At 72.8% G+C, this 24542-nt stretch carries 20 protein-coding genes and 1 riboswitch; of the genes, 9 read left to right on the plus strand and 11 right to left on the minus strand.

The window, feature by feature from the left end; genetic code table 11:
* Positions 1–22 precede the first annotated feature (22 nt).
* The 5 genes from ABZU69_RS07355 to ABZU69_RS07375 are packed head-to-tail and all read right to left on the minus strand — an operon-like array spanning position 23 to position 5584.
* Positions 23–787 carry an ATP/GTP-binding protein gene (locus tag ABZU69_RS07355; protein WP_354963531.1) on the minus strand — a complete coding sequence of 255 codons (765 nt, stop codon included), beginning with the start codon at positions 785–787 and terminating at the stop codon, positions 23–25.
* On the minus strand, positions 765–1244 hold the full coding sequence (locus ABZU69_RS07360) for a DUF742 domain-containing protein (RefSeq protein ID WP_354963532.1): 480 nt from the start codon (positions 1242–1244) through the stop codon (positions 765–767). Before ABZU69_RS07360 ends, ABZU69_RS07355 begins: the two co-directional genes overlap by 23 nt.
* Positions 1241–1717: a roadblock/LC7 domain-containing protein gene (locus ABZU69_RS07365; protein WP_354963533.1), complete on the minus strand. Its 477-nt coding sequence runs from the start codon at positions 1715–1717 to the stop codon at positions 1241–1243. Before ABZU69_RS07365 ends, ABZU69_RS07360 begins: the two co-directional genes overlap by 4 nt.
* Positions 1714–4404 carry a nitrate- and nitrite sensing domain-containing protein gene (locus ABZU69_RS07370; RefSeq protein ID WP_354963534.1) on the minus strand — a complete coding sequence of 897 codons (2691 nt, stop codon included), beginning with the start codon at positions 4402–4404 and terminating at the stop codon, positions 1714–1716. Before ABZU69_RS07370 ends, ABZU69_RS07365 begins: the two co-directional genes overlap by 4 nt.
* Positions 4391–5584: a hypothetical protein gene (locus ABZU69_RS07375; RefSeq protein ID WP_354963535.1), complete on the minus strand. Its 1194-nt coding sequence runs from the start codon at positions 5582–5584 to the stop codon at positions 4391–4393. The genes ABZU69_RS07370 and ABZU69_RS07375 overlap by 14 nt, the downstream gene beginning before the upstream one ends.
* 373 nt (positions 5585–5957) lie before the next feature.
* Here ABZU69_RS07375 and ABZU69_RS07380 point away from each other — a divergent pair, with 373 nt between their 5' ends.
* Both ABZU69_RS07380 and ABZU69_RS07385 read left to right on the plus strand, forming a co-directional pair.
* Entirely contained in the window at positions 5958–8822 is a 2865-nt protein-coding gene (locus ABZU69_RS07380) for an alpha/beta fold hydrolase (RefSeq protein WP_354963536.1), read from the plus strand.
* Entirely contained in the window at positions 8822–9718 is an 897-nt protein-coding gene (locus ABZU69_RS07385; protein WP_354963537.1) for an ABC transporter permease subunit, read from the plus strand. Before ABZU69_RS07380 ends, ABZU69_RS07385 begins: the two co-directional genes overlap by 1 nt.
* Here the strand turns inward: ABZU69_RS07385 and ABZU69_RS07390 are convergent.
* Both ABZU69_RS07390 and ABZU69_RS07395 read right to left on the minus strand, forming a co-directional pair.
* Positions 9713–10390, minus strand: a complete 678-nt coding sequence (locus ABZU69_RS07390; protein ID WP_354963538.1) for a DUF4232 domain-containing protein — start codon at positions 10388–10390, stop codon at positions 9713–9715. The genes ABZU69_RS07385 and ABZU69_RS07390 overlap by 6 nt on opposite strands.
* Positions 10391–10460: 70 nt before the next feature.
* Positions 10461–10766 carry a metalloregulator ArsR/SmtB family transcription factor gene (locus tag ABZU69_RS07395; protein WP_354963539.1) on the minus strand — a complete coding sequence of 102 codons (306 nt, stop codon included), beginning with the start codon at positions 10764–10766 and terminating at the stop codon, positions 10461–10463.
* 91 nt (positions 10767–10857) lie between these two features.
* Between ABZU69_RS07395 and ABZU69_RS07400 the strand changes: the two genes are divergently transcribed.
* From ABZU69_RS07400 to ABZU69_RS07410, 3 genes are all read left to right on the plus strand, one after another.
* Positions 10858–11826 carry a DMT family transporter gene (locus ABZU69_RS07400; protein ID WP_354963540.1) on the plus strand — a complete coding sequence of 323 codons (969 nt, stop codon included), beginning with the start codon at positions 10858–10860 and terminating at the stop codon, positions 11824–11826.
* Positions 11827–11949: 123 nt separating this feature from the next.
* A riboswitch (SAM riboswitch) is annotated at positions 11950–12085 on the plus strand.
* A gap of 10 nt (positions 12086–12095) precedes the next feature.
* Complete coding sequence (thrC, locus tag ABZU69_RS07405; RefSeq protein ID WP_354963541.1) at positions 12096–13382, plus strand: threonine synthase; 1287 nt, start codon at positions 12096–12098, stop codon at positions 13380–13382.
* 297 nt (positions 13383–13679) lie between these two features.
* The gene (locus ABZU69_RS07410; RefSeq protein ID WP_354963542.1) at positions 13680–14699 is read left to right on the plus strand and encodes a GNAT family N-acetyltransferase; all 1020 of its coding nucleotides are present in this window, start codon (positions 13680–13682) and stop codon (positions 14697–14699) included.
* A gap of 9 nt (positions 14700–14708) precedes the next feature.
* Here ABZU69_RS07410 and ABZU69_RS07415 read toward each other — a convergent pair whose 3' ends face one another.
* The gene (locus tag ABZU69_RS07415; RefSeq protein WP_354963543.1) at positions 14709–16904 is read right to left on the minus strand and encodes a hypothetical protein; all 2196 of its coding nucleotides are present in this window, start codon (positions 16902–16904) and stop codon (positions 14709–14711) included.
* A gap of 134 nt (positions 16905–17038) precedes the next feature.
* Here ABZU69_RS07415 and paaN point away from each other — a divergent pair, with 134 nt between their 5' ends.
* Positions 17039–18712 (plus strand): phenylacetic acid degradation protein PaaN, encoded by a 1674-nt coding sequence (gene paaN, locus ABZU69_RS07420; protein WP_354963544.1) that lies wholly within the window; start codon positions 17039–17041, stop codon positions 18710–18712.
* Between the two features lie 188 nt (positions 18713–18900).
* Here the strand turns inward: paaN and ABZU69_RS07425 are convergent, their stop codons facing one another.
* Positions 18901–19431, minus strand: coding sequence for a GNAT family N-acetyltransferase (locus tag ABZU69_RS07425; protein WP_354963545.1), 531 nt, complete (start codon positions 19429–19431; stop codon positions 18901–18903).
* Between the two features lie 402 nt (positions 19432–19833).
* Here ABZU69_RS07425 and ABZU69_RS07430 point away from each other — a divergent pair, with 402 nt between their 5' ends.
* The 3 genes from ABZU69_RS07430 (at position 19834) to groL (ending at position 23177) form a co-directional block, all read left to right on the plus strand.
* Entirely contained in the window at positions 19834–20037 is a 204-nt protein-coding gene (locus ABZU69_RS07430) for a cold-shock protein (protein WP_089018748.1), read from the plus strand.
* Positions 20038–20288: 251 nt separating this feature from the next.
* Positions 20289–21281 (plus strand): hypothetical protein, encoded by a 993-nt coding sequence (locus ABZU69_RS07435; protein WP_354963546.1) that lies wholly within the window; start codon positions 20289–20291, stop codon positions 21279–21281.
* A 273-nt stretch (positions 21282–21554) separates the two neighbouring features.
* Positions 21555–23177 (plus strand): chaperonin GroEL, encoded by a 1623-nt coding sequence (gene groL / locus ABZU69_RS07440; RefSeq protein WP_354963547.1) that lies wholly within the window; start codon positions 21555–21557, stop codon positions 23175–23177.
* A 56-nt stretch (positions 23178–23233) separates the two neighbouring features.
* Here groL and ABZU69_RS07445 read toward each other — a convergent pair whose 3' ends face one another.
* The gene (locus tag ABZU69_RS07445) at positions 23234–23479 is read right to left on the minus strand and encodes a hypothetical protein (protein WP_354963548.1); all 246 of its coding nucleotides are present in this window, start codon (positions 23477–23479) and stop codon (positions 23234–23236) included.
* Between the two features lie 85 nt (positions 23480–23564).
* Complete coding sequence (locus ABZU69_RS07450) at positions 23565–24500, minus strand: GNAT family N-acetyltransferase (protein WP_354963549.1); 936 nt, start codon at positions 24498–24500, stop codon at positions 23565–23567.
* Positions 24501–24542 lie beyond the last annotated feature (42 nt).

Here is a 24542-nt window from a genome sequence, read left to right on the forward strand (position 1 = left end):
GCCACGGCCGGAGCCGGTCGGCTCAGGCCCTCCTGTCCCGGGTGGCCCGGTCCAGCGCACGATCCAGGACGACCAGCAGGGCGTCCCGCACCGAGAGCCGATCCCGGGCGTCGAACTGCACCAGAGGTACATGATCTCCGATGGCCAGTGCCCACCGGATCTCACCCAGCTCCAGGGCCAGCCGCCCGTCGAAGGCGTTGACCCCGACCACGAACGGCAGACCGGCCCGCTCGAAGAAGTCGATCGCCGGGAAGCAGTCGTCCAGCCGGGCGCTGTCGACCACCACCAGCGCGCCGAGCGCGCCCCGGGCGAGGTCGTCCCACATGAAGCCGAACCGGGCCTGCCCCGGAGTGCCGAACAGGTACAGCTTCAGGCTTCGGTCGATGGTCACGCAACCGAAGTCCATCGCCACGGTGGTGGTGGTCTTGGTCGACCGGCCGCCCGGGTCGTCCACACCGATCCCGGCGCTGGTCATCTCGGCCTCGGTGGTCAGCGGCGCGATCTCGGAGATCGCCCCGACCGTGGTGGTCTTGCCCACCCCGAACCCGCCGGCAATCAGGATCTTGACCGGGACGGGCGGTGCGGCCGGCGAACGGTGGGCCGGTGGTGGCGTCGCCCCGGTGCTGGTCGGCAGCCGGTACGGCGGAGGTGGCGCGGCCGGTGGCTGGCCGGTGCGCCCGAGCGCGGGGCCGATGCCCGGCGACGTGCCGTAGCGGGCGGCGGCGCTGCTGCCGGCGAGTCCCCCGAGCGGGGCGACCGGCCATTCAGGAGATCGCACGGAGTCCATCAATCACTCGCAGGATGAGGTCGGGGTCGAAGGCGTGGTCGGCTTCGGTGACGTGCACATCCAGGTGCCCGGCGGCACGCAGGTCGCCGACCAGGACCCGGGTCACGCCGAAGTGCAGCCGGGTCCGGGCGGAGAGTTCGGCCACCGAGATCGGCTCGGCGCAGAGCGCGATGATCGCCTGGAGCTCCGGTGCCAGCGGGACGGCCGGCGGGGTGATCCACGGGCCGGTGTCCGGGCGGAGGGTCACCTGCGACTCCAGCCCGATCGCCGGGTCCGCGCCCGCCACCCGTCCGGAGGTGAGCACGAACGGTCGGGGACCGGCCGGCCAGCCGACACCCGCCTCCGGCGCTGGTTCCGGGGACCCGCCGCCGTCGGTGGGGGGCGCCGCTCGCAGGTAGGGACGGATCCGGGCCCCGGGTCCCGGGTCCGGGTCCTCACCGGCGACGTCGCGGGTCATTGCTGGACGGCGTTCTTCAACTCGACGATCAGTCGCGGCGTGAGGGCGCCGCCGGCACGCCCGGCGAAGAGCGTCATCTCGTACGCGACCGTGCCCAGGTTCGCCGACCGGTCCGCGACCACGCCGAGCACTGATCCACTGCTGATCGCGCTGATCAGCAGGTAACCGTCGGCCATGTCGACGATGACCCGGTTGAGGCCGCCGAGCGCGTACCAGCTGGCCGCCCCGCCGGCGAGGCTGGTCATGCCGGAGACCACGGCGGCCAACCGCTCCGCGTTGGACCGGTCCTTGATGGCCGACATGGCCATCAACAGCCCGTCGGAGGAGACCGCTATCGCCTCCAGCACCCCGGCCGTGCTGGAGGTGAAGGAGTCCAGCAGCCAGTTGAACGTGCGGGCCTCCGGACTGAGGTCCCCGCCGTTGCCGGACTGGCTCTGGTGGTCGACGTTGTCGTGCAGGAAGGGGCTGGTCACTGGGCTGATCCTTCTTCGTTCCGGCGGTCTGGGCTGACTTCGCGGAGAGCGCGGGCGACGCCCGCCTCAAAATCGGTGATGAGATCGCGGACCTCGGCCGGGTCGCCGAGGTGCGGACTGGCCGGTTGGGCGGGCGCGGTGGCGGTGACGTTCGCCCCGGGCACCCGCCGGCTCAGCAGTGGCCGGCCCGGCGTCGCCCCGTTGCTGTCGGCCACCGCGGGGGCGGGACCACCCGGACTGGTGCGCGGGTCGACCGTGACGCCCGGGTGGCCGTTGCCGGGGGCGGCATTCAGCTCCGCCCGTCGTACGCCGGACTGGAACGCCTCGACGAGCGCGCGGGCGGCGGCCGGGTCGGCGCCGGTGGCGTCCACCGGGCCGACCGGCGCGGAGGCGGCGGGCAGGCTGGCCCCGGGCAGCCGCTGCCGGACCCGCGGGCCGGTCGGCGTGCCCGATGGTCCGGTGCCTTCCGGTGCCGGCGCCGGCACGGTGCGGCCCGGGTGGCGGATGCCGGCGGCGGCGATGCCCGGGCCGCCACCGGTCGCCCCACGCCCCGGTCGTCGGGGCAGGCCCGACTCGGTGGTGGGGAGGTCGACCGGTGCGGGTGACGTCGTGTTGGCGCCGGTGCCGACCGGTTCCCCGGCGCCGAACGCGTCCCAGGACGCACCGGACTCCAGACTGCGGGTGGCCCGGCTGAGCACGTCCGAGTCGAAGCCGGCCGGTGCCGCGGTGGCCGTGAGGGATCGTGCGCCCCGGCTGTGGCCGAGCGCGGCCGGCGAGCGCCGGTCCCGGTCCGGCACGGTGGCCCGGGCGACGGTGGCCCCGGCCCGGTCGGCGCGGCGGAGCACCAGCGACGCCGGTGGGATCTCCAGTTGGGCGGTCACCCCGCCGCCGTCGGTGGCGGTCAGGCTCACCGCCCAGCCGTGGCGGCGGGCCAACCGGCCCACCACGAAGAGGCCGAGCACCTCGGTCGGTGTCAGGTCGAGGCGCTCCCGCCGGGTGAGCCGTGCGTTCTCCTCGGCCAGCCGCTGCTCGGTCATCCCGATGCCGCGGTCCACCACCGTGATCCGGGCACCGAGCCCGGACGCCTCACCGGCCACCAGCACCCGCGTGTGCGGCGGGGAGAAGATGGTGGCGTTCTCCATCAGCTCGGCCAGCGCCAGAACGAGGTCGCCGACCACGGCCGGCGCGGCCGAGATGCCCGCCGGCACCCGCACCTCCACCCGGGTGTAGTCCTCGATCTCGCCGAGCGCCAGCCGCACCACGTCGGCCAGCGGCACCGGCGCGGTGTGCGCGTCCGCCCCGGCCGAGCCGGAGAGCACCACCAGGCTGCCGGCGTTGCGGCGCAGCCGGCTGGAGATGTGGTCGAGCCGGTACAGGTGCTCCAGCCGGCCCGGGTCGACCTCCTGCTGCTCCAGCCGGTCGATCAGCGCGAGCTGCCGCCCCACCAGGTTCTGGGTACGTCGGCCGACGTGGCCGAACATCTGCGCCACGTTACGCCGACCGGCGACCTGCCGCTCGACCAGCCGGGCCGCGGTGCTCTGCACACGGTCGAAGGCGCGGGCCAGGTCGCCGATCTCGTCGTTGGCCCGGATGTCCACCGGATCCAGCCGGACCGGCTGGGCGCTCTCCGCCTCGTCGTCGGTGACCCGGACCAGTTCCGCCTCGGCGACCCGGGCGACCCGGTCGGCGGAGCGGGTGAGCCGGGTCAACGGCCGGGCCACCGTACGGGCGACGGCCGTGCTGAGCAGCACCACCAACGCCAGGATCAGCGCCGCGGCGCCTCCGACCAGGTACGCGGCGGTCAGCGCTCGCCGCTGCTCGGCGGTCACCTCGGCGAGTACGTCGGCGACCAGCTTCTTCTCCACGAACTGGCCGAGCCGGATCATCGAGCGGACGGACGGGAAGAGCACGTCCAGTGGAACGTCGCGGATCGCACCGGCCGGGTCCCGGGCGCTGGTGACCAGGAAGTCGGCGCTGGTACGGGCGGTCACGGCCACGTCGTTGAGCCGGGCCACCGTCAACTGTTCGGGCGTGATCAGACTGCGGAAGCGCTGGCTGTCCACCTGGAGGGCGGCCATGCACGCCACGTACCCGGCGCTGGCCTGCGCGCTGCCGGTCGCCTTGACCAGCACGATCAGGGTGGCGCACGCGCCCAGCCCCTCGTCGGCGCGCAGCAGCCCGTCCAGGGCCAGCACCTGGCGGCCCGGCCGGGTGTCGGTGTCCACGCTGAACGCCAGCCGCAGCGACTCGATCATTCCTCGGTTGACCGGGCCGAACGCGTCCATCACCTGGATCGGGTTCGCGGCCCGGGCGAGGACGGCGGTCCGCAGGTCGATGAGGCTGGACACCCCGTACAGGGCGTGCTCGACCTGGTCGGTCAGCGCGTCGCTCCCTTCGGCCCGCAGGTCGGCGACCCGGTCGTCCACGTCGGCGGTCTTGCGGACCAGTTCGGCGCGTTCCACCCGGCCGAGCAGGAAGCCGACCGAGAGGATGCGTTCCTGCTGGAGGTCCTGCACCAGGCTGCCGACCCGGCTGGCGAGTCGCACCCGCTCGGCGATGTCGCTGGAGCGCTGGGCCGCGGCCACCCGGTCGAGCACCACAGGCACGGCGAGGCCGACCATGCTGAGCAGGGGGATCACCACGAGCAGCGCGAGCTTGCCGCGGATCCGGAGCCTACCGAGCAGCATCGGACGGCCCCCACTGGGCGGATTCCGGGTCGCGCGTCGCGCCGACCGGTTGCAGCGATCGCGGGTCACCGGGCCGGCCGGTGCGGATCGCCGACTGCCAGGCGTCGCCCGATGGCGGGATGTCGCGGCTCACCATGGGCGCTGCGGGCATCGCGGCTCGGCGACGGGCCCGACGGCCGGCGGCGAGCAGCAGCGCGGCGAGCCAACCCAGCAGCAGCACGGCGGCGACCCCGGCGCCGGTTGTCAGCCAGCGGTCCCGGTCCAGCCCGTCGATCCGCTCGACCAGCAGGGCGTCCAGCTCGCTGAGGATGACCGGCTGGAGCTGGAGGGCGGCCGTGTGCGTGTCGAGCCGGGCGGCGGCCAGCCGGGCCGGGTCCACCGCGCCCGTGCCGGGGGCCGGGGCGGAGTGCGCGGCCAGCGCCTCCACCGAGCGCTGGTAGGTGTCCAGCGGGGTGAGCACGTTCGCGCCGAGGTCGGTGCTTTCCGAGCTGTCCACCGCGGAGCGCAGGTTGTCGACCAGGTCGGTGGCGGGCGCCAGGGCGGCCACCCGCAGGCCGGTCAGCTCGATCAGGCTGCGGGTCTGTTCGGCGGCCGGCCGGCGGGGAGCGAGCGTGCCCAGGTCGGCGAGCCGGCCGGCGAACACCACCGCCTCCGGCAGCTCCTGGCCGGCGCTGTCCTGAAGGAAGAAGGAATCGGCACCCGGGTCGCGAACCAGCCCCGAGCTTTCCCGGACCTTGCGATGCAGCGCCAGCAGCACATCGCTGACCTCGCCGTACGCGGTGTAGGCGGACTCGGGGTCGGTGGGGCTGCGATCGCGCAGCGCCTCCAGTTTGGCCCGCAGCCCGGCCCAGCGTTCCTGGCTGCGCAGCTCGGTGCCGATCCGGGCGTCCACCGCGGCGGCGTCCTCGACCGCGCGGGTCAGCGCCTCGCCGGGAGCGGGGCGGCCGTTGACCGCGGCGGACTGGGCCTCGACCAGGGCGTCGGTGACCGGGGCGAGGGCGCGGAGGTACTGCACGCCGAGCCGTTCCCGGGCGGCCAGGTCGCGGTTGTCACCGGTCTGCCGCCAGGTCTGCGTGAGGAGCAGACCCACCGGCGCCAGCAGCGCCGCGACGAGCAGCAGCGGCAGCAGTCGGCCCCACATGGACGGCCGTCGACGGGCCCGTGGCGCGGGGACTGTCATGTGTGTCTCCTCCGGCGTCGGGCGGGGGATCGGCGCGGTGTCGGGTTCGCCGACGAGTCCCGTGCACCGGACCGGAAAACTAGCCGAATCGTCCGTGGGCGAACCGGGTGCTGCTCAGTCAGGTTTGCGTCACTTCGAGCGATGTCACCGTTCGTCCGGGTCGCCGGCACGTTGTGTTCCATCGGGGGTGTGACATGAAGGGATCGAGGTGGATATCCGCCGAAGATCGGAATTCACGTGATCCGAACTCAACTCACTGCGCAGCCTTCGACGGTGCGCGGTCGCATCTAGCCGAATCGCCGATCGGGGCAACCGGACGGACGTACGGCGGATCTCAGCCAACGCTCAGCCTGCGGCCCGTACCGTGTGCCGCATGAGATCGCCGTCGCCGGCCGCGTGGTTCCGGCGTGCCCTGCCCACCCGCCGCCGAGCGATCGCCGCAGCAGCGGTCGTCGTGCTCCTGGCGGCTGCCGTGACCTGGGCGGTGTGGCCGCGGGGATCGGGCGTACGCACCGAGAGCGCGATGCTCACGGTCCGCTCCGGACCGGCCGGCGACCAGCCGGTGGACCTGGACACCACCTTCTACCTGCCGACCGACGCCTCGTCCGGTCGGAAGGTGCCGGCGGTGCTGCTGGCGCACGGGTTCGGCGGCACCAAGGAGTCGGTGCGCTCCGACGCGGAGGAGTTCGCCGGGCGCGGCTACGCGGTGCTCACCTGGACCGCGCGGGGCTTCGGCCGCAGCGGCGGCGAGATCCACCTGGACAGCCCGGACTACGAGGTACGCGACGCGCAACGACTGCTGGACTGGCTGGCCGCCCGGCCGGAGGTGCGCACCGACGGCGCCGGCGACCCGAAGGTCGGTGTGGTTGGCGGCTCGTACGGCGGTGGGTTGGCGCTGCTGCTGGCCGCCCAGGACCGCCGGGTGGACGCGATCGTCCCCATGATCACCTGGAACGACCTGTCCCGGGCGTTCCTGCCGGAGAGCACCGGCGGAGCGCCGACCGAGGGCGTGTTCAAGAAGGGCTGGGCCGGTCTCTTCTTCGGTGGGGGCGGCAACGTGGGCACCGGCCCGGCCGGGCTCTCCGGAGGGACCGCCGCCCAGCCCGAGGGAGCACCCGCGTCAGCCGGCCCGCCCAGCCCGGGGCCGGGCGCCGGCCCGGGCACCGGTCCCGGTGGCGTTCCGGCGGGTGCCGCCGACCCGTCCTGCGGCCGGTTCGCCGCCGACGTGTGCGCCGCGTACCTGCGGATCGCCACCACCGGCCGGGCCGACCAGGCCGCCGTGGACCTGCTGCGCCGGTCCAGCCCGGCGGGCGTGCTGGACCGGATCGCGGCGCCCACCCTGCTGGTGCAGGGCGAGGCGGACACCCTCTTCCCCCTCGGCGAGGCGGACGCCAACGCGAAGGGCATCGCCGCCGCCGGCACGCCGGTACGGGTCGCCTGGTTCACCGGCGGGCACGACGGCGGTGCGGGCCCCCGTTCGGACTCGGACCGGGTGAAGTTCCTGACCGTCCAGTGGCTGGACCACTACGTCAAGGGCGAGGGCGACGCGCCCGGCGACGACTTCACCTGGTCGCGGATCGCCGGCTTCGACGCGCTCGACCGGGGCCTGGTCGCGACCGGCTTCCGCCGCACCGACTACCCGGGCCTGGTTGGCACTGCCCGCCGGGAGGTCACGGTCGCCGGCCCGGCCCAGCCGATCGCGAACCCCCCGAACGGCAACCCGGCCGCCATCTCCTCGGTGCCGTTCGCCGGCGGCCTCGCCTCGCTGCTGGACGGGGTGGCCGGCGACGTGCCCGGCCAGCACGCCCGTTTCGAGTCGGCGCCGCTGACCGATGCGGTCGACGTGGCGGGCGCCCCCACCGTCACCCTGCGGGCCGCCTCACCGACCGGCGAGGCGGTGCTCTTCGTCAAGCTCTACGACGTCGACCCGGACGGCGCGGCCACCCTGCCGAACGGGCTGGTCGCCCCGGTCCGGCTCACCGGCCTGCCGCAGCGGGTGCAGGACGCCCGCCCGGTCACCGTGACGCTGCCCGGGATCGTCCGCCGGGTCGAGGCCGGTCACCAGCTGCGGCTGGTGGTGGCCAGCTCCGACCAGGCGTACACCACGCCGGCCCAGCCCACCGTCTACACGGTGGCGGCGGACGGCGCGGTCAGCCTGCCCACGGTCAGCGGGGAGCCGATCCCCACCACGGCGACGATCTGGCGCTGGGTGCTCGCCGGCCTGCTCGCCGCCATCGCGATCGGCCTCGTCGTGGTCGTGGCCGTGGTCCGCCGCCGGCACCGCCGGCAGGACCGCTCCGTGCACCCGGAGTACGCGGGCACGCCGCTGGCCGTGCGCCGGCTGCGCAAGGAGTACGCGGACGGCTTCGTCGCGGTGTCGAACGTGGACTTCGAGGTCCATCCGGGTCAGGTGGTGGGCATGCTCGGGCCGAACGGCGCCGGCAAGACCACCACGCTGCGGGTGCTGATGGGGCTGACCCAGCCGACCGCCGGGGAGATCTACGTCTTCGGCCGACGGCTGGTGCCCGGCTCGCCGGTGCTGTCCCGGATCGGCGCGCTGGTGGAGGGGCCCGGTTTCCTGCCGCACCTGTCGGGTCTGGACAACCTGAAGGCGTACTGGCGGGCCACCGGGCGGCCGTGGGAGGACGCGCATTTCGACGCGGCACTGGAGATCGCCGGCCTGGGCGACTCGGTGCACCGGAAGATCAAGAACTACAGCCACGGGATGCGCCAGCGGCTGGCCATCGCGCAGGCCATGCTGGGCCTGCCGGAGCTGCTGGTGTTGGACGAGCCGACCGACGGGCTCGATCCGCCGCAGATCGCCGAGATGCGCCGGGTGCTCCAGCGGTACGCCACGGACGGCCGGGCCGTGCTGGTCTCCAGCCACCTGCTGGCCGAGGTGGAGCAGACCTGTACGCACGCGGTGGTGGTGAACAAGGGCCGGATCGTGGCGTCCGGGCCGGTGGAGGAGATCGTGGGCGAGTCGCCGAGCGTCCTCTTCGACGTCACCGACCCGGTGGCGGCGCGGGCGGTGCTGGACCGGCTGCACGGGGTCCGGGTGCTGCCGGAGAGCGACGGTCAGCTGGTGGTCGACACCAACGGCACGGCCCGCAGCGACGTGGTGGCCGAGTTGGTGCGCGCCGGCATCGGGGTGGACCGGGTGGTGCCCCGGCGCCGCCTGGAGGACGCGTTCCTCGCCCTGGTGGGCGAGAACTCTCGGGGAAGCGGTGACCGGTGATGGCTGGCTCTTCCGTCGAGACGCCGATGGGCGTCACCGATCCGGCCGGTGCGGCCCGGGGCTACCGGCCGTCGGCGACGATGCCGTTCGGCGCGGAGTTCCGCCGGCAGGCGTCCCGGCGGCGGACTCAGCTGGCGCTCGGGTTCATGGTCCTGCTGCCGCTGATCATCCTGGTCGCCTTCCAGTTCAACTCGGGCGGCGACGACGACAACGGCAACAACGAGTTCGCCAGTCTGGTCGACCTGGCCACGTCCGGCGGGCTCAACTTCACCCTGTTCTCGATCTTCGTGTCGGCGTCGTTCCTGCTCGTGGTCGTCGTCGCGCTGTTCTGCGGCGACACGGTGGCCAGCGAGGCGAGCTGGGGCAGCCTGCGTTACCTGCTGGCGATCCCGGTGCCCAGGGCCCGGCTGCTCACCGTGAAGCTGGTGGTCGCGCTCGCGTACTCGGGGCTGGCCCTGCTGTTGCTGGCCGGCACGGCCCTGGCCGCGGGCACCCTGCGGTACGGCTGGTCGCCGTTGCGCAGCACGGTCGCCGCCGAGCTGGAGCCGACCGAGGGGCTGCTCCGGCTGCTGGCCGTGCTCGGCTACCTGGCGGTCGTCCTGCTGGTGGTCGCCGGCCTGGCGTTCCTGCTGTCGGTGACCACGGACGCCGCGCTGGGCGCGGTGGGCGGCGCGGTGCTGCTGTGGATCCTGTCCAGCATCCTGGACCAGATCACCGCCCTCGGCGTGCTGCGCGACTTTCTGCCCACCCACTTCAGCACCGCCTGGCTGGGACTGCTCTCCACCCCGGTGCAGACCGACGACGTGGTACGCGGCTGCATCTCGGCGATCAGCTACGCGACGCTGTTCTGGGGGCTGGCGTTCTGGCGCTTCACCCGCAAGGACATCACCTCATAGCCGGCTGTCCGATGGGCTCACCGGCGGTGGGGCGGGCCGCGTCGGCACCGGCGTGGACGGCTCTGCCTTCTTCCAGGCACTGACGCCGATCCGGCCGGTGTTGCCCACGTCGATCGGGCCGTCCGGGTCGACGTCCTCGGCCGGCTGCCCGGCGGCGGGTGCGACCCGAAGGTATTCCCCGTTGGTGGCCACCACCTTCGAATCGGTGACCAGGTTGCGCCAGAGCACCGCGGCGGTGGCCCGTTCCCCGGTCTGCAGGGTGACCTCCCGGGGCGGCTGGTCGAAGCCCGACGTGATCCCCTTCGCCCCGGGCAGCACGCGCAGGATGATCAGCTTGCGGTCCTCGTCCAGTACCCGCGGCGCCGGGTATCCCTTGATCCGGTAGGGGCGGTCGCCGCAGTTGACCAGCTCCAGGCCGAGGGCGCGCAGCCCCATGGCGGCGTCCGACCCGGTCGACCGGATCCGGACACCGGACTCCGGGCAACCGGCCAGCGGGTCGACGCTCGCCGTCGGGCTGGGCGCGCCCGGCCGGCCGTTCGTGACCGCCGGCGGCGGGCTCGGGCCGTCCCCGGCCTGGCCGCGATGGTCGGCGGGGGCGCAGGCGCCGAGCGCGAGCACCATGACGACCGCCGCGCTGGTCCGTCGCGCTGTCGCAGCGTCGTGGAAGATCATTCACCGATCCTTGCCCATGTGGGCTTCCCACCGCCGCCCGGCCCCTCGCTATCGGCAGCTCTCGCGGACGTCAGCCTCGGTTGGACTGGGTGAGGACCGCGTCCAGTAGGCCGGGGTAGAGGCGGTCCAGTTCGTCGCGGCGGAGGCGGACGTAGCGGCTGGTGCCGGCGGCGCGGGTGCGGGTCAGGCCGGCCTCGCGCAGCACCTTCAGGTGGTGACTGCGGGTCGCCTTGGAGACGCCGATCTCGAACGTGCCACAGGCGCGCTCGCCGCCCTCGGCGAGCGCCCGCACGATCTGTAGCCGCACGTCGTCGGCGAGTGCGGCCAGCACGGCGGTGACCGGTACGGCGGCCAGGTCGGGTTCGTGCGGCTCCATGTGACCAGTGTAACCGTTGTTCGACAATCGTCGAACATCTCCCTAGGGTCGGTGTCGTTGGTTCGAAAGTACTCGAACATTGGAGCTGACGATGCGATCCCGCGCCGCCGCCTACCCGTTACTCGCCGTGCTCAGTTGGGGAGTGATGTTCCCGATCCTGGCCAGTGCGCTGACCTGGGTCGATCCGCTCAACCTGACCACCGCCCGCTACCTGCTGGCCACTGTCATCCTGGTCGGCATCCTGCTGCTCCGCGAGGGCGCCGGCGCGCTGCGGCTCGGCGGCCGGGCGGTCGAGGTGGCGGTGCTCGGCGCGGTCGGCTTCGCCGGCTTCAACGTGCTCACCAACCTGGCGCTCGAACACGCCGCACCGCAGCAGGTCGCCCTCTTCGTGGCGACCACCCCGGTCATCACCCAGCTGGTCCGCTGGGTCCGCGACGGCGTACGCCCGAAGCCGCTCCTGCTGGCCCTCTCCCTGGTGGCGCTTCTCGGCGTCGGCCTGGTGATCACGCGCGGGAGCCTGGCCGGGCTCGGTCAGTTCGGCCTCGGCGGTCTGATGATGATCGGCGCGGTGTTCGGCTGGGCCATCTACACCCACGGCGCCAGCCGGTTCGGCGGCTGGTCGCCGCTGCGGTACACCACCCTCACCGCGCTCGCCGGCACGGCCGCCATGCTCGCCGCGAGCGTGCTCGCCGACGGCATCGGCTGGCAGCACGCGCCGGGAGCCGCCGACCTGGTGGCGGTCGCGCCGCAGTTGGCGTACGCCGTGATCGTGGGCGCCGTGGTCGCGGTGCTGGCCTGGAACACCGGCGTGCAGCGGCTCGGCACCGCCAACGCCGCGCTCTTCATGAACCTGGTCCCGGTGACCACCTTCGCAGTGCAGATCGCCCGCGGCTACCGGCCCGAGCCGGTCGAGCTTGTCGGGGCCGCGATCACCATCGCCGCCCTGGTCGCCGCCAACGTGGCGACCCGCGCCCGCACCGCCGCGGTGCCCGCGGACCAGGCGACCGCCGTCGTCGACCGGACGGCGGTCGTCGACCCGGTCGCGGTGGTGGCCCGCTAACCGGCCGGCCGAGTCAGATCGACGGCGCAGGTCGTCCCGGCCGCCGCCGGCCGATCGCTCACCTGGCGGGACGCCGGGAGCCTCCCGTCGCCGCATTGCCTAGACTCGGCGGCACAACTGAATACCTCATCCAGAGGGGCTGAGGGATACGGCCCGACGACGCCCCGGCAACCACCCCGCGCGCTCACCGCTGAGCGCCCCGCGGGGCAGGTGCCAATTCCGTCCCCGCCGCACCGTGCGATGCGGGGAAAGATGAGAGGACCCTCGACATGACGTCGACGCTCGCCGCCTCCGGCATCGACACCTCCGCCAGCCCCGCCCGCGCCCTGGTCTGCCGCGCCTGTTCGGCCCGCTACCCGCTCGCCGCCCAGCACGCCTGCTACGAGTGTTTCGGCCCGCTGGAGGTCGACTACGACGCCACAGCCCTGGCCACGGTCACCCGTGAGCGGATCGAGGCCGGCCCGGACAACATCTGGCGGTACGCCGCGCTGCTGCCCGCCGGTCAGGACCCGTCCACCCGCGTCACCCTGAACCCGGGGCTCACCCCGCTGGTAGCGGCCCCGCACCTCGCCGCCGAACTGGGCATCACCGCGCCGCTCTGGGTCAAGGACGACAGCGCCAACCCGACCCACTCGTTCAAGGACCGGGTCGTATCGGTGGCGCTCACCGCCGCCCGGGCGCTCGGCTTCACCCGGTTCGCCTGCGCCTCCACCGGTAACCTGGCCAACTCGGTGGCCGCGCACGCCGCCCGCGCCGGGGTGCCCTCGGTGGTCTTCATCCCGAGCGACCTGGAGCAGGGCAAGGTCATCACCACCGCGGTCTACGGCGGTGACCTGGTCGCCATCGACGGCTCGTACGACGATGTGAACCGGCTCTGCGGCGAGCTGGTGGAGACCGACGAGTTCGAGGACACCGCGTTCGTCAACGTCAACGTCCGGCCGTACTACGCCGAGGGCTCCAAGACACTCGGGTACGAGGTGGCCGAGCAGCTCGGTTGGCGGATCCCGGCCCAGGTGGTCATCCCGATGGCCAGCGGCGAGCTGCTCACCAAGATTGACAAGGCGTTCTCCGAGCTGGTCGAGATCGGTCTGGTCGAGGCGCCGGCCGGCGGCTGGAAGGTCTTCGGCGCCCAGTCCGCCGGCTGCAACCCGATCGCCACCGCCCTGCACGCCGACACCGACACGATCACCCCGGTCAAGCCCACCGGCATCGCCAAGTCGCTCAACATCGGCGACCCGGCCGCCGGCCTCTACGCCCTGGAGGCGGTCCGCCGCACGGACGGCTGGATGGAGTACGCCGACGACGACGAGATCCGCGCCGGCATCCGACAGTTGGCACGTACCACCGGGGTCTTCGCCGAGACCGCGGGCGGGGTCACCGTGGCGGTGCTGCGCAAGCTGGTCGAGTCCGGCCGGCTCGACCCCACGGCGGAGACGGTCGTGTTCAACACCGGCGAGGGCCTGAAGACCATCGACGCGGTAGCCAACCAGGTCGGCCCGACGCACCACATCAAGCCCTCCCTCCGCGCCGCCCGAGACGCCGGCCTCCTGGGCTGACCCAGGTTCGTTCCCACCCGTGCCGGGGATGGGGGATCGCCCGGATGGGGGATCGGGCCGATCCGCCGGGTAACTGGCATTTAGCTGTGAGTGTGGAAAACCCGCCGCTCTGGACTTGACGGCAGGAACCGGACGGCGCAAGATGCTCCGTGCGGGAGGGCATTTCGCCGGAGACTTTTGAAGTTCTTGCGACCCAACGCCGGAGGCGTTGTGCGAGTGTCCCTCCCGACCACGTCCGATCGGGCCAGCGATTAATTCGCTGGCCCGATCGCGTTTCCGAGGTGCACGCTCGGCGGCATGAACATCACCATCGCGTCATTCGACGGCGCCGACCGGGCCGCGGTCGACGAGGCGTTCCGGATCGGCGCGGCGGCCAACGACGCCGACCTGCCGGACTTCCCGCCCTTCTGCCGGCGGCGCTTCGACGCGTTCTTCCACACCCCGATGCCCGGCACCGAGACCCTCTGGGCGCTGGCCCGGCTGGACGGCGTGCCGGCCGGATACCTCCAGCTCGAGCTTCCGCAACTGGACAACACCGACAACGCCACGGCGGAGGTGGTGGTGGACCCGGCGCTGCGGCGGCGGGGCGTCGGCCGGGAGTTGCTGGCGCACGGCGTACGTCTGCTGCGCGAGCGCGGTCGCAAGCGGGTGCTCGGCATGGCGGTCTCCGCGCTGCCCGGCGGCCCGGCGCGGTCGGCGGCCGGCGGCGCGTTCGCCGCCGCGGCCGGCGCGGAGCCGGCGCTGGCCGAGGTGCGCCGCCGGCTCGAGGTTGACACCATCGACCGGGCCGTGCTGAGGGCGGCGCTGGCCGAGGCACACACCCTGGCCGAGGGCTACCAGTCGGTCTGCTGGCAGGGCGCGACCCCGCAGGAGTACGTCGCGGACGTCGCCTACCTGGACGGCCGGCTGCTCATGGACGCGCCCATGGGAGACGTGCAGTGGGAGCCGGAGCGGGTGGACGCCGAGCGGGTCCGGGGCACCGATCGGGCACTGGAGGCCCGGGGCCGGCGGCGCTATCACCTCGGGGTACGGCACGAGGCGTCCGGCCGGCTGGTCGCCTGGACCCTGCTGGACGTGGGCGCGTCCGCCGACTGGCACGCGTTCCAGCAGATCACCATCGTCGACCCGGACCACCGCGGGCACCGCCTCGGCCTGCTCGCGAAGATCGAGAACCTGCACCACCTGCTCACCCACGAGCCGGCGGTGCGCGTGATCGACACCTTCAACGCGGCCAGCAACAGCTACATGGTGGCGATCAACGAGCGGCTCGGCTTCCGCCCGGTGGACTCCTGGAACAACTGGCAGCTCACCCTCTGATCTTGGCGGTCACCCGTCCGGCCGGTCCAACTGCCCGGCCAGCTCGCGGACCGCAGCCTGGAAGTCCTCGTCCGGGATGAACCGGTGCCCGTGCAACGGGGGCGGCACGGTGTCGGTCGGCGGGATGAGCAGACCCTTGGGATCCCGTACCCGGCGGTCGACCCGGGCCGCCGGATCGTCGGGCGTGACCTTCGTCGGACCGAACACCGGCCCGCCCACCGGGTCGGTGTACCGCCAGAGGTTGATCCACCGCCACGACAACCGGTCGCCCAGCTCCCGCAACACCTCGTCGTTGACGTACGCCGGGAAGATCCTGCGGTACCGCTTCCTCAGTGGGGAGGCGTAGGTGAGCAGCGCGATCCGCCGCTGGCAGTCGTCCGGGAGTTGGAGCACCGTCACCGCGATCAGCACGCTGCCGTGGCTCTGGCCGGACAGCACCACGCCCTCCCCTGCGGCGGTGAGCTGCCCGATTCGGCGGGTCAGCTCGGGGACCGCCCGCTCGACGTAGCAGGGCGGGGCGAGCGGGTGCGTGGCGCGCGGCCAGAAGGTGGCCAGGTCCCAGAGCACCCCGACCAGCCGGATCGCGTCGGACCGGTAGGCGAACAGTCCCATCCCGGCGAGGATCAGGGCGAACAGGCCGATCAGCAGGGCGCCGAGGTCGGTCACGAAGACCACCGGACGGGCCAACGGCTCGCCACCGAGCGAAAGAGCGAGCGCACCCGGTCCGAGGCCGATCGCCGACAGCCCGGCCGCGGTCAGGGTGAGCACCGCCAGCACGCCGTACGCGGAGGCCAACAGCGGCCCGAGTCGATCCACCAGCGAGGCGTGCGCGATCGCGTCCCGGACGGCCCTGGGCCGTTCCGGTGGCACCTGGGACGCTTCCGGGTAGTCCGCCCGGACCAGCTCCTCGGCCGCCCGGCGGCGGCGGTCCCGGCCGATCCGGGGGGCGAGCAGAGCCACCACGATCACCACCAGCACTGCCAGGGAGAAGCCCAGGGTGACCCACCGGTAGGCGACCGGCGGTTCCAGCGGTGGTGCGTCGGGCGGCAGCGGCCGGGCCGGCGTCGGGCTGGAACCACGGTCCAGGTACTCGGCGAGTCCGTAGGTCATGCCCGAGGAGTACGCGACTCCCAGCCCGATCGCGACGGATATGAGCACGGGCGCCCCCGCCCCGGTGAGCAGGTAGCGCGGCCGCGACAGGTGACGGCGCTGCACCAGGACGACCACGCTCAACACGGCGAGCAGCACCATCTGCCCGGCGAAGAGCCCGGCGACCAGCACGCCGTACCCGGGCAGCGTCCCCTCGGCCGACCACGGCGGCCGGGGCGACAACGCGTACCCCAGGGTCAGTGCGGTGAGCGCGACCGCCACCCACCGGATCGTCGACGCGACGACCTGGTCCTGCTCGCGGCGCTGCTCGATGCCCGGCAGGCAGAGCAGCACCGCCGCGCCGCCGAGCAGCAGCACGTCCGCGGCCAGCAGCAGCCAACCGGGCAGGGCGCCGTCGTGCGGAGCGAGCGCCAGCAGCAGCGTGACGTCGAGCGTGCCCAGCGCCACCGCGGCGTGCAATGAGCGCAGCCGACGCAGCAGCGAGCGAGTGTCCCAGAAGGCGGGCGTGTCCAGCCGGTCCGCGCCCACCCCGGGCACCCGGACGCTGTCCTCGGGGAGCTGCCAGGTCCGGGCACCGAGCCGCCAGACCACGGCGATCGCGATGATCGGCAGCGCGGCCAGCAATGCGAGGCGCTGGCCCGGCGGCACGCCACCCAGCCAGGAGATCTCCCGGCGCCCCTCCAGGCACCTCGGGTAGGCCGCGCACTGCCAGGCGATCAGGTCGAGGGACACCCCGACGGTGGAGAGCACGTACATCGCGGTCATCGTCGCGGCCAGCAGACGACACACCGCTCGCGCGGCGGTGCCGCTCTGGCCGGGGACCGGCAGCGTCCAGGCCGCGATGTTGCTGAGCATGAACGGGAGCAGCAGGACCAGGGAGAAGGTCCGTCTCGCGGTGCCGCCGCCGGTCAACCGACTCCAGCGGTACGCCTCCAGCGTCGCCCCGCCCGGGTCCGCCGGATCGCCGAAGCCGGGCCGGGGTCGGTAGAAGCCCGCGTCGTCGTCCCCGGCGACCCGTACCACGATGGGTCGGTCGAGGATCGTCTCCGGACCCTTGTCGGCCACCCCGTGTACCCGGATCTCGGTGATCCCCACCCATCGCCCTTTCCTGGCCCGAGCACGGCGGATACCCGCTGCCGTCCGGACCAATCCCGACCTCCGCGCGGCCTGCTGCGCTGTCGGGCATTGGCGCTTCTGCTCCCGGACACGGCTGCGGCATGATGGCGGGCATGACGGAGACCCCGCATCCCCTGTACGACAGGCACGCCGACACCCTCAACCGTGCGCTGACCGCGATCACGGAGCGGGGCTACTGGTCCGCCTATCCCGAGTCCCCCAGCCCTCGCGTGTACGGCGAGACCGCCGCCGCCGACGGTAAGGCCGCCTTCGAGGCGTACCTGGGTGGCGACTTCCCGCTCGACCAGCCGGGCGCTGGCGACCGGGTCGCCACCGAGGCGAGCCCGTTCGGGGTGGAGCTGGCGGTGCGCTACCCGCACGCCGGCACCGACGAGCTGGTCGCCGCCGCCACCGCCGCGCTGCCGGCCTGGCGCGACGCCGGCCCGCAGGCTCGGGTGGGCGTCTGCCTGGAGATCCTCGACCGGCTGCACAAGCACATCTTCGAACTGGCCAACGCGGTGCAGTTCACCAGCGGGCAGGCGTTCGTGATGGCCTTCCAGGCCGGTGGCGCGCACGCGCTGGACCGGGCGCTGGAGGCACTGGCGTACGCGTACGCCGAGATGACCCGGCACCCGGGGACGGCCGGCTGGGAGAAGGCCGCCGGCAAGGGCGACCCGCTGCGGATGACCAAGACGTTCCACGTGGTGCCGCGTGGGGTGGCGCTGGTGATCGGCTGCAACACCTTCCCGACCTGGAACTCGTACCCGGGGCTGTTCGCCTCGTTGGTCACCGGCAACCCGGTGATCGTCAAGCCGCACCCGCGCGCGGTGCTGCCGCTGGCCATCACCGTGAAGTACGCCCGGGAGGTGCTCGCCGAGGCGGGCTTCGACCCGAATCTGATCATGCTGGCCGCCGAGGCGCCCGGCGAGAAGCTCGCCAGCGACCTGGCCCTGCACCGGTCCGTGAAGATCGTCGACTTCACCGGCTCCACCGAGTACGGCGACTGGCTGGAGACGCACGCCCGGCAGGCGGCGGTCTACACCGAGAAGGCCGGGCTGAACACGGTGGTGATCGACTCCACCGACGACTTCGCCGGGATGTGCCGCAACCTCGGCTTCACGCTGACCCTGTACAGCGGCCAGATGTGCACCACCTCACAGAACATCTTCATCCCCGCCGGTGGCATCGAGACCGACCAGGGGCACAAGAGCTTCGACGAGGTGGCCGGCGGGATCGCCGCGGCGGTCGGCAAGCTGACCGCCGACCCAGCCCGGGGTGTGGAGCTGACCGGCGCCATCGTCAACGACGGGGTGCTGGAGCGGCTGGCCGAGGTGACCAAGGTCGGCGAGCCGGTGCTGGAGTCCCGGGCCGTGGCGCACCCGGCGTACGCCGACGCGGTGGTGCGTACCCCGACCATCGTGAAGCTGGCCGCGGACGACGCGGAGACCTACGGCCGCGAGTGGTTCGGGCCGATCTCGTTCGCCATCGCCACCGAGTCCACCGCGCACAGCCTGGAGCTGCTGCGCCGGACGGTCGGCGAGAAGGGCGCGTTGACCGCGGGTGTCTACTCCAGCGACGAAGCGGTGCTGGACGCGACCGAGGCGGTGGCGGTCGAGGTCGGGGTGCACCTGTCCTGCAACCTGACCGGCGGGGTCTTCGTGAACCAGTCGGCGGCCTTCTCCGACTTCCACGGCAGCGGCGCCAACGCGGCGGCCAACTCGGCGCTGACCGACGGGGCGTACGTGGCGAATCGGTTCCGGATCGTGCAGTCGCGTCGGCACGTTTGATCTTTGCTTTGGTTGCGGTTGGGGTTTCCGGGGCAGCCCGCCCCGCTCCGGGCGGTCAGGCTTGATCCCTGCGCGGGGCGGGCTGCCCCGGAAACCCTTTCGGGGCACGCTGGTCGGGAGGCCGCCCGGCCGTGGGTGGGGTGGGTCTTAGTCGGGTCTTGCCTTTTTGATGGTCTTTTGGTTTTGGTTTAGGCGGGTTTGCGCATCTGGAGTTCGGTGAGTGCGGGGATGGTGGGGTGCGGGACGCGCACGCCGGTGTCGACGAAGCCGAGTCGTTGGTACGCCCGGTAGGCCCGGTCGTTGCCGACCACCACCTCCAGCATCAGCTCGGGCCGCCCGCACGACCGTGACCAGGCCGCCACCGCGTCGACCAGTTCGGCGAGCAGTCCACCGCCCCGCCAGGCGGGGGTCACGTAGACCGCGTAGATGACGGTGAGGCCGGTTTCGGTCGGGGTGGCCGTGCCTCCGGCGTGCCCGACCAGCCGGCCGCCCGGGTCGGCGACGAACTGCGCGGTGTCGGACCCGATCGAGGTGTACGCGACCCGGGCGGCGTAGTCGGCGTGCGGTCGGGCCGCCGCGTCGGCCAGGGTCTCCAGGAAGGCCAGCGGCGCGTCGGCGAGCATCTCCAGGCGCAGCGCCCGCATCCGTGCGGCGTCCGCCGGCAGGACCCGGCGAATCTTCGCCTGCCGTGGGGCGGCCCCGCGCGGATAGGTGGTCATGCCCGCATGCCTATCACAGCGTCGGGCGGCGACTCCGGCCGCGCCCGCCGCCGTCGGCCACCTTCGAACGGCCCGGTCACCGGGCGCCGCGCGCTGGACGCCCCGGACCGTTGTTCCGACATCCCGCTGCGCGGTCCACGCGCCCGGCGTCGCCCGTTCACGTCGCCTGCGGCAATCACCGGCGTGAATCTGGGTGATCGGAAACCGGGGCCGAGGGAACGGGGCCGGGGCGATCGGAATATGCCCGATTTGTGGTCGTGCGCGGCCGTCACTCCTCGTGTAGCGTGCGATTTCGGTCACCGTTTCAGCGGCCGTCATCGATCGCCGGAACGGTGGCCCGGAGGCGCCCGGCCCTGCCGCGCGCCGGGGCAGGCAACGCCGCGCAGAGTGAGGAAGTGCACCGTGGCACAGGGCACCGTTAAATGGTTCAACTCCGAAAAGGGCTACGGCTTCATCGCCGTCGACGGCGGTCAGGACGTGTTCGTCCACTTCTCCGCGATTGAGATGGACGGCTACAAGGCGCTGGACGACGGCCAGCGGGTGGAGTTCGACATCGCGCAGGGCCAGAAGGGCCCGCAGGCGGAGCGGGTGCGCGTCATCGCCTGAGTGGGCCGACGCCGGCTCGTCCCGGAGGGCCGGGGCTGCGTCACGCGGCCGGACCCTGGAAGATCGTGAACCATTCCAGCCGTTGCTGAGGAGGGTTCATGTCCGACCAGCCGCCCCCGGCCTCCCCACCCCCGGGTCAGCCCGACCCGTCCGGCCCGCACCCGGCCGCGTCAAGTCCTCCCGCTGGTGACCCGACCGCGCCATCCCCCTGGGGCCCGCCGCCGGGTGCCCCTCCCGGCTGGGATCCGAGCGTGCCGCCCGCCTGGGGGCCGCCACCGGGCGCGCCTCCGCAGGGTTGGGTGTTCCCGCCCACCGGCGGCTACCCGGTCGGCGCCGGGCCGTACGGCGGGCAGCCCTGGTACCCGGGACCCCCGGCCTCCGGGTGGTATCCGCCGGGCCTCGATCCGGCGGACCGGCTGGTCACCCCACCGGGGGCCGGGCTGGGCGCCTGGTTCGACCGGTGCGTCGGCGCGGTCCGGCGTGGCTGGCGACTGCTGCTGCCCATCCTGCTGCTCACGCAGGTGCTGCCGGCGGCGGTGCTGTCGGTGCTCTCGCTCGGGCTGGACCCGACCGCGAAGTGGGAGACGACCGCCGTCGAGGAGTCGACCTCCCTGCCGGACACCTTCTTCACCGACCTGGCGACCATGTTCCTGGTGCTCATCGGCGGCAGCCTGCTGATCGGGTTGGTGCAGGCCGTGGGCTGGGCGGCCGGCACCTGGGTGATCACCCGTCAGGCGGTCGGTGAGCCGGTCAGCCTGGGGGAGGCGCTGCGCTACGGCCTGCGCCGCGCGCTCGGGCTCTGGGGCTGGACGCTGCTGATCGGCGTGATCGTCGGCCTGGGCGTCTGCTTCTGCGTCCTCCCCGGCATCTATCTCGCCTTCGCGCTCAGCATGGCCGGGCCGGTCTATCTCTTCGAGCGGGAGAACCCGATCGGCCGGTCGTTCCGGATGTTCCACGACCGGCTGGGGCTGCTGCTGGGTCGGGTGGCGCTGGTGGCGGCGGCGCTGATCGTCGGCACTGTGGTCGCCGGCGTGCTGGAGGGGGTCGGCAGCGCCCCGTTCGGGGCCGACCCACTCGCCACCCCGGGTTCCGCGATCGGCGTGGTGCTGGTGATCGCCGTCGGCGCGGTGCTGGCCCTCCCCGTCCATCTCGCGCAACTGGTGGGGCTGCTGGTGACTTACGCCGAGCAGCGGGCCCATGAGGGGCCGGTGAACGGCGCCGGACTAGCCGCGGAACTCCGTTGACCGAGGCGTTCGTGCTTGCACTCGGCAGGGGAGAGTGCTAAACAAGTCATTGGCACTCGCATACCGTGAGTGCCAATGGTCGGGACGGTGGGGCCAGGGTCGCGCCGGCGCGGAGACGCCGGGGTGACACATGGCCGGTCGTCGCGGGCTATCCGGCCCGGCCGAAGGACGTCGTCGTCGCCAGGTGGCGACGTCCCAAGGTGCGTACACCAGGCGGCCCACCCGGGGCACACATCTCGGGTGGCCCGTGAGTGTCCAGGAGGACAACGCCGTATGGCCAAGATGATCGCGTTCGACGAAGAGGCGCGCCGCGGCCTCGAGCGGGGCATGAACCAGCTCGCCGACGCCGTAAAGGTGACCCTCGGCCCCAAGGGCCGCAACGTCGTGCTCGAGAAGAAGTGGGGTGCCCCCACCATCACCAACGATGGTGTGAGCATCGCCAAGGAGATCGAGCTCGAGGACCCGTACGAGAAGATCGGCGCTGAGCTGGTCAAGGAGGTCGCCAAGAAGACCGACGACGTTGCCGGTGACGGCACGACGACGGCGACCGTCCTGGCCCAGGCCCTGGTTCGCGAGGGCCTGCGCAACGTGGCCGCCGGCGCCAACCCGATGGCCCTGAAGCGGGGCATCGAGGCTGCGGTCGCGAGCGTCTCGGAGGAGCTGTCCAAGCTCGCCAAGGACGTCGAGACCAAGGAGCAGATCGCTTCCACCGCCTCCATCTCCGCTGGCGACAGCACCGTCGGCGAGATCATCGCCGAGGCGATGGACAAGGTCGGCAAGGAAGGCGTCATCACCGTCGAGGAGAGCAACACCTTCGGGCTGGAGCTGGAGCTCACCGAGGGTATGCGCTTCGACAAGGGCTACATCTCGGCCTACTTCATGACCGACCCGGAGCGCATGGAGGCCGTCTTCGACGACCCCTACCTCCTGATCGTCAACAGCAAGATCTCGTCGGTCAAGGACCTGCTCCCGATCCTCGAGAAGGTCATGCAGTCGGGCAAGCCGCTGCTGATCATCTCCGAGGACATCGAGGGCGAGGCCCTGGCCACCCTGGTCGTCAACAAGGTCCGGGGCACCTTCAAGTCCGTCGCCGTCAAGGCTCCGGGCTTCGGTGACCGCCGCAAGGCCATGCTCGCCGACATCGCCATCCTCACCGGTGGCCAGGTCATCAGCGAGGAGGTCGGCCTCAAGCTGGACGCCGTCGGCCTCGACATGCTGGGCCGCGCCCGCAAGGTCGTGGTGACCAAGGACGAGACCACCATCGTCGACGGTGCCGGCGACGCCGACCAGATCCAGGGTCGGGTCAACCAGATCCGGGCCGAGATCGACAAGAGCGACTCCGACTACGACCGTGAGAAGCTGCAGGAGCGGCTGGCCAAGCTGGCCGGTGGCGTTGCGGTGATCAAGGTCGGCGCGGCCACCGAGGTCGAGCTCAAGGAGCGCAAGCACCGCATCGAGGACGCCGTTCGCAACGCGAAGGCCGCCGTCGAGGAGGGCATCGTCCCGGGTGGTGGCGTCGCGCTGGTGCAGGCCGGCAAGACCGCCTTCGACAAGCTGGACCTGGTCGGCGACGAGGCGACCGGTGCCAACATCGTCAAGGTCGCGCTGGACGCCCCGCTGCGGCAGATCGCCGTCAACGCCGGCCTCGAGGGCGGCGTTGTGGTGGAGAAGGTCCGTAACATCGAAGCGGGTCACGGCCTCAACGCCGCCAACGGCGAGTACGTGGACCTGCTGGCCGCGGGCATCATCGACCCGGCCAAGGTGACCCGGTCGGCGCTGCAGAACGCCGCTTCCATCGCGGCGCTCTTCCTCACCACCGAGGCCGTCGTCGCGGACAAGCCGGAGAAGACCCCGGCTGCCCCGGCTGGCCCGGGTGGCGGGGACATGGACTTCTGAGTCCAGATCCGACACCGAACGGGGCGGGCCGCTGACGCGGTCCGCCCCGTTCGTCGTCAGGTGGGTAGCGGGCGCTGGTTGCGCCGCTTCTGCGCCCGGTCGTACGGCGGGGGCAGTTGGATCGGCGCGTCCACCATCTCCTGCGACTCCTCGGCCACCGGCTCGCCGTTGGTGGTCATCTCGGCCAACTGCTCGGCGTCGCCGTAGTCGAGCCGGTCGAGCGGCAGTTGGCCGGGGAGTTCGCCGACCGGTTTCCAGGTGACCTGCGGGCCGTCCTCGGTCTGGTCGTCATCCGTGGTCATGGCTGCCTCCTCTACCGAAACGGTAGGGGGCGTCGATGCCCGACGCGGGCGAATGGCACTATCTGAGTCTATATCCCATTCGCCCTTATTTGGCGTTCAGCGTCCGCCGGTACAGGAAGAAGACCCGCTCGATCCGGGCGCCGGCGCTGCCGGAGTAGAACGGCACCGGCCCCACCCAGCCGATCTGCGCCTGGTCCAGCCCCGCTTCCCGCTGATCGCGCAGGCAGCGACGCAGCAGCACCCCGCCGATGCCCGAACCCTCGGCGGCCGGCGCGGTACCCATCGGCCCGAACCAGCTCGGCCGAGACGAGCCGTAGGCGGCGAAGCCGAGCAGCTCGCCCGCCCGCTCCGCCACGTGGCATCCGGCGCCGTCGCGACCCACCGACCCGGCCAACTCGCCGTCCCACGCGCCGCCGAAGGTGGACCGGGCGAACGCCGCCAGCGCCGGAAGGTCCTCCGGCTCTGCCCGGCGTACCGTGATCCCCTGCCCGGCCAGCCGCCGCTCGGCCGCCTCGGTGGACCGCAACGCCGGCGACCCGTCGTACGACAGGTCGGCGGTCATGTTCCAGGCGGTCCGGTCCTGCTGGTAGCCGAGCGCCAGGGCGGTGCAGACCGCCGGCGTGTAACGCACGTCGATGCCCGGCCAGGCGTAGTACGGCGGGTTCCCGGCCAGCAGCACCTCGGTCACCCCGTGCTCGGCGAGCACCCGTTCGGCCCGCCCGAGCAGCGCCCGGCCGACGCCCCGACGACGCTGGTCCGGGAGCACCGCGACCAGGTCCACGTGCCCGAGAGCCGGGTCGGCCGACGACACCGAACAGAGCAGTACTCCGACCAGGTCCGCACCCCGGTACGCGCCCAGCCCCACCACCAGCCGGTCGGCGGCGGCCCGCGGCCAGAGCGCGTCCACGATGGCGGCCGCCTCGACGGCGTCCTCGGGCAGATCGAGCGCCTGCTCGCAGAGCCGCACCGCGGCGCGGGCCAGGTCAGGGGTCAGCTCGGTGACGGTGATCTCGGCGTCCATGGTCGCCGACCCTAGATCACCGGGTGTTGGTTCGTGCTCCCG

The sequence above is a fragment of the Micromonospora sp. NPDC005206 genome, from assembly GCF_040608175.1.
Taxonomy (GTDB): Bacteria; Actinomycetota; Actinomycetes; order Mycobacteriales; family Micromonosporaceae; genus Micromonospora.

Excerpts from the sequence above, each read along its gene's own strand:
- ABZU69_RS07355 (WP_354963531.1), bottom strand. The coding sequence starts at position 787 with ATGGACTCCGTGCGATCTCCTGAATGGCCGGTCGCCCCGCTCGGGGGA.
- ABZU69_RS07360 (WP_354963532.1), bottom strand. The coding sequence starts at position 1,244 with ATGACCCGCGACGTCGCCGGTGAGGACCCGGACCCGGGACCCGGGGCC.
- ABZU69_RS07370 (WP_354963534.1), bottom strand. The coding sequence starts at position 4,404 with ATGCTGCTCGGTAGGCTCCGGATCCGCGGCAAGCTCGCGCTGCTCGTG.
- ABZU69_RS07375 (WP_354963535.1), bottom strand. The coding sequence starts at position 5,584 with ATGACAGTCCCCGCGCCACGGGCCCGTCGACGGCCGTCCATGTGGGGC.
- ABZU69_RS07380 (WP_354963536.1), top strand. The coding sequence starts at position 5,958 with ATGAGATCGCCGTCGCCGGCCGCGTGGTTCCGGCGTGCCCTGCCCACC.
- ABZU69_RS07385 (WP_354963537.1), top strand. The coding sequence starts at position 8,822 with ATGGCTGGCTCTTCCGTCGAGACGCCGATGGGCGTCACCGATCCGGCC.
- ABZU69_RS07390 (WP_354963538.1), bottom strand. The coding sequence starts at position 10,390 with ATGATCTTCCACGACGCTGCGACAGCGCGACGGACCAGCGCGGCGGTC.
- ABZU69_RS07395 (WP_354963539.1), bottom strand. The coding sequence starts at position 10,766 with ATGGAGCCGCACGAACCCGACCTGGCCGCCGTACCGGTCACCGCCGTG.
- ABZU69_RS07400 (WP_354963540.1), top strand. The coding sequence starts at position 10,858 with ATGCGATCCCGCGCCGCCGCCTACCCGTTACTCGCCGTGCTCAGTTGG.
- thrC (WP_354963541.1), top strand. The coding sequence starts at position 12,096 with ATGACGTCGACGCTCGCCGCCTCCGGCATCGACACCTCCGCCAGCCCC.
- ABZU69_RS07410 (WP_354963542.1), top strand. The coding sequence starts at position 13,680 with ATGAACATCACCATCGCGTCATTCGACGGCGCCGACCGGGCCGCGGTC.
- paaN (WP_354963544.1), top strand. The coding sequence starts at position 17,039 with ATGACGGAGACCCCGCATCCCCTGTACGACAGGCACGCCGACACCCTC.
- ABZU69_RS07425 (WP_354963545.1), bottom strand. The coding sequence starts at position 19,431 with ATGACCACCTATCCGCGCGGGGCCGCCCCACGGCAGGCGAAGATTCGC.
- groL (WP_354963547.1), top strand. The coding sequence starts at position 21,555 with ATGGCCAAGATGATCGCGTTCGACGAAGAGGCGCGCCGCGGCCTCGAG.
- ABZU69_RS07445 (WP_354963548.1), bottom strand. The coding sequence starts at position 23,479 with ATGACCACGGATGACGACCAGACCGAGGACGGCCCGCAGGTCACCTGG.
- ABZU69_RS07450 (WP_354963549.1), bottom strand. The coding sequence starts at position 24,500 with ATGGACGCCGAGATCACCGTCACCGAGCTGACCCCTGACCTGGCCCGC.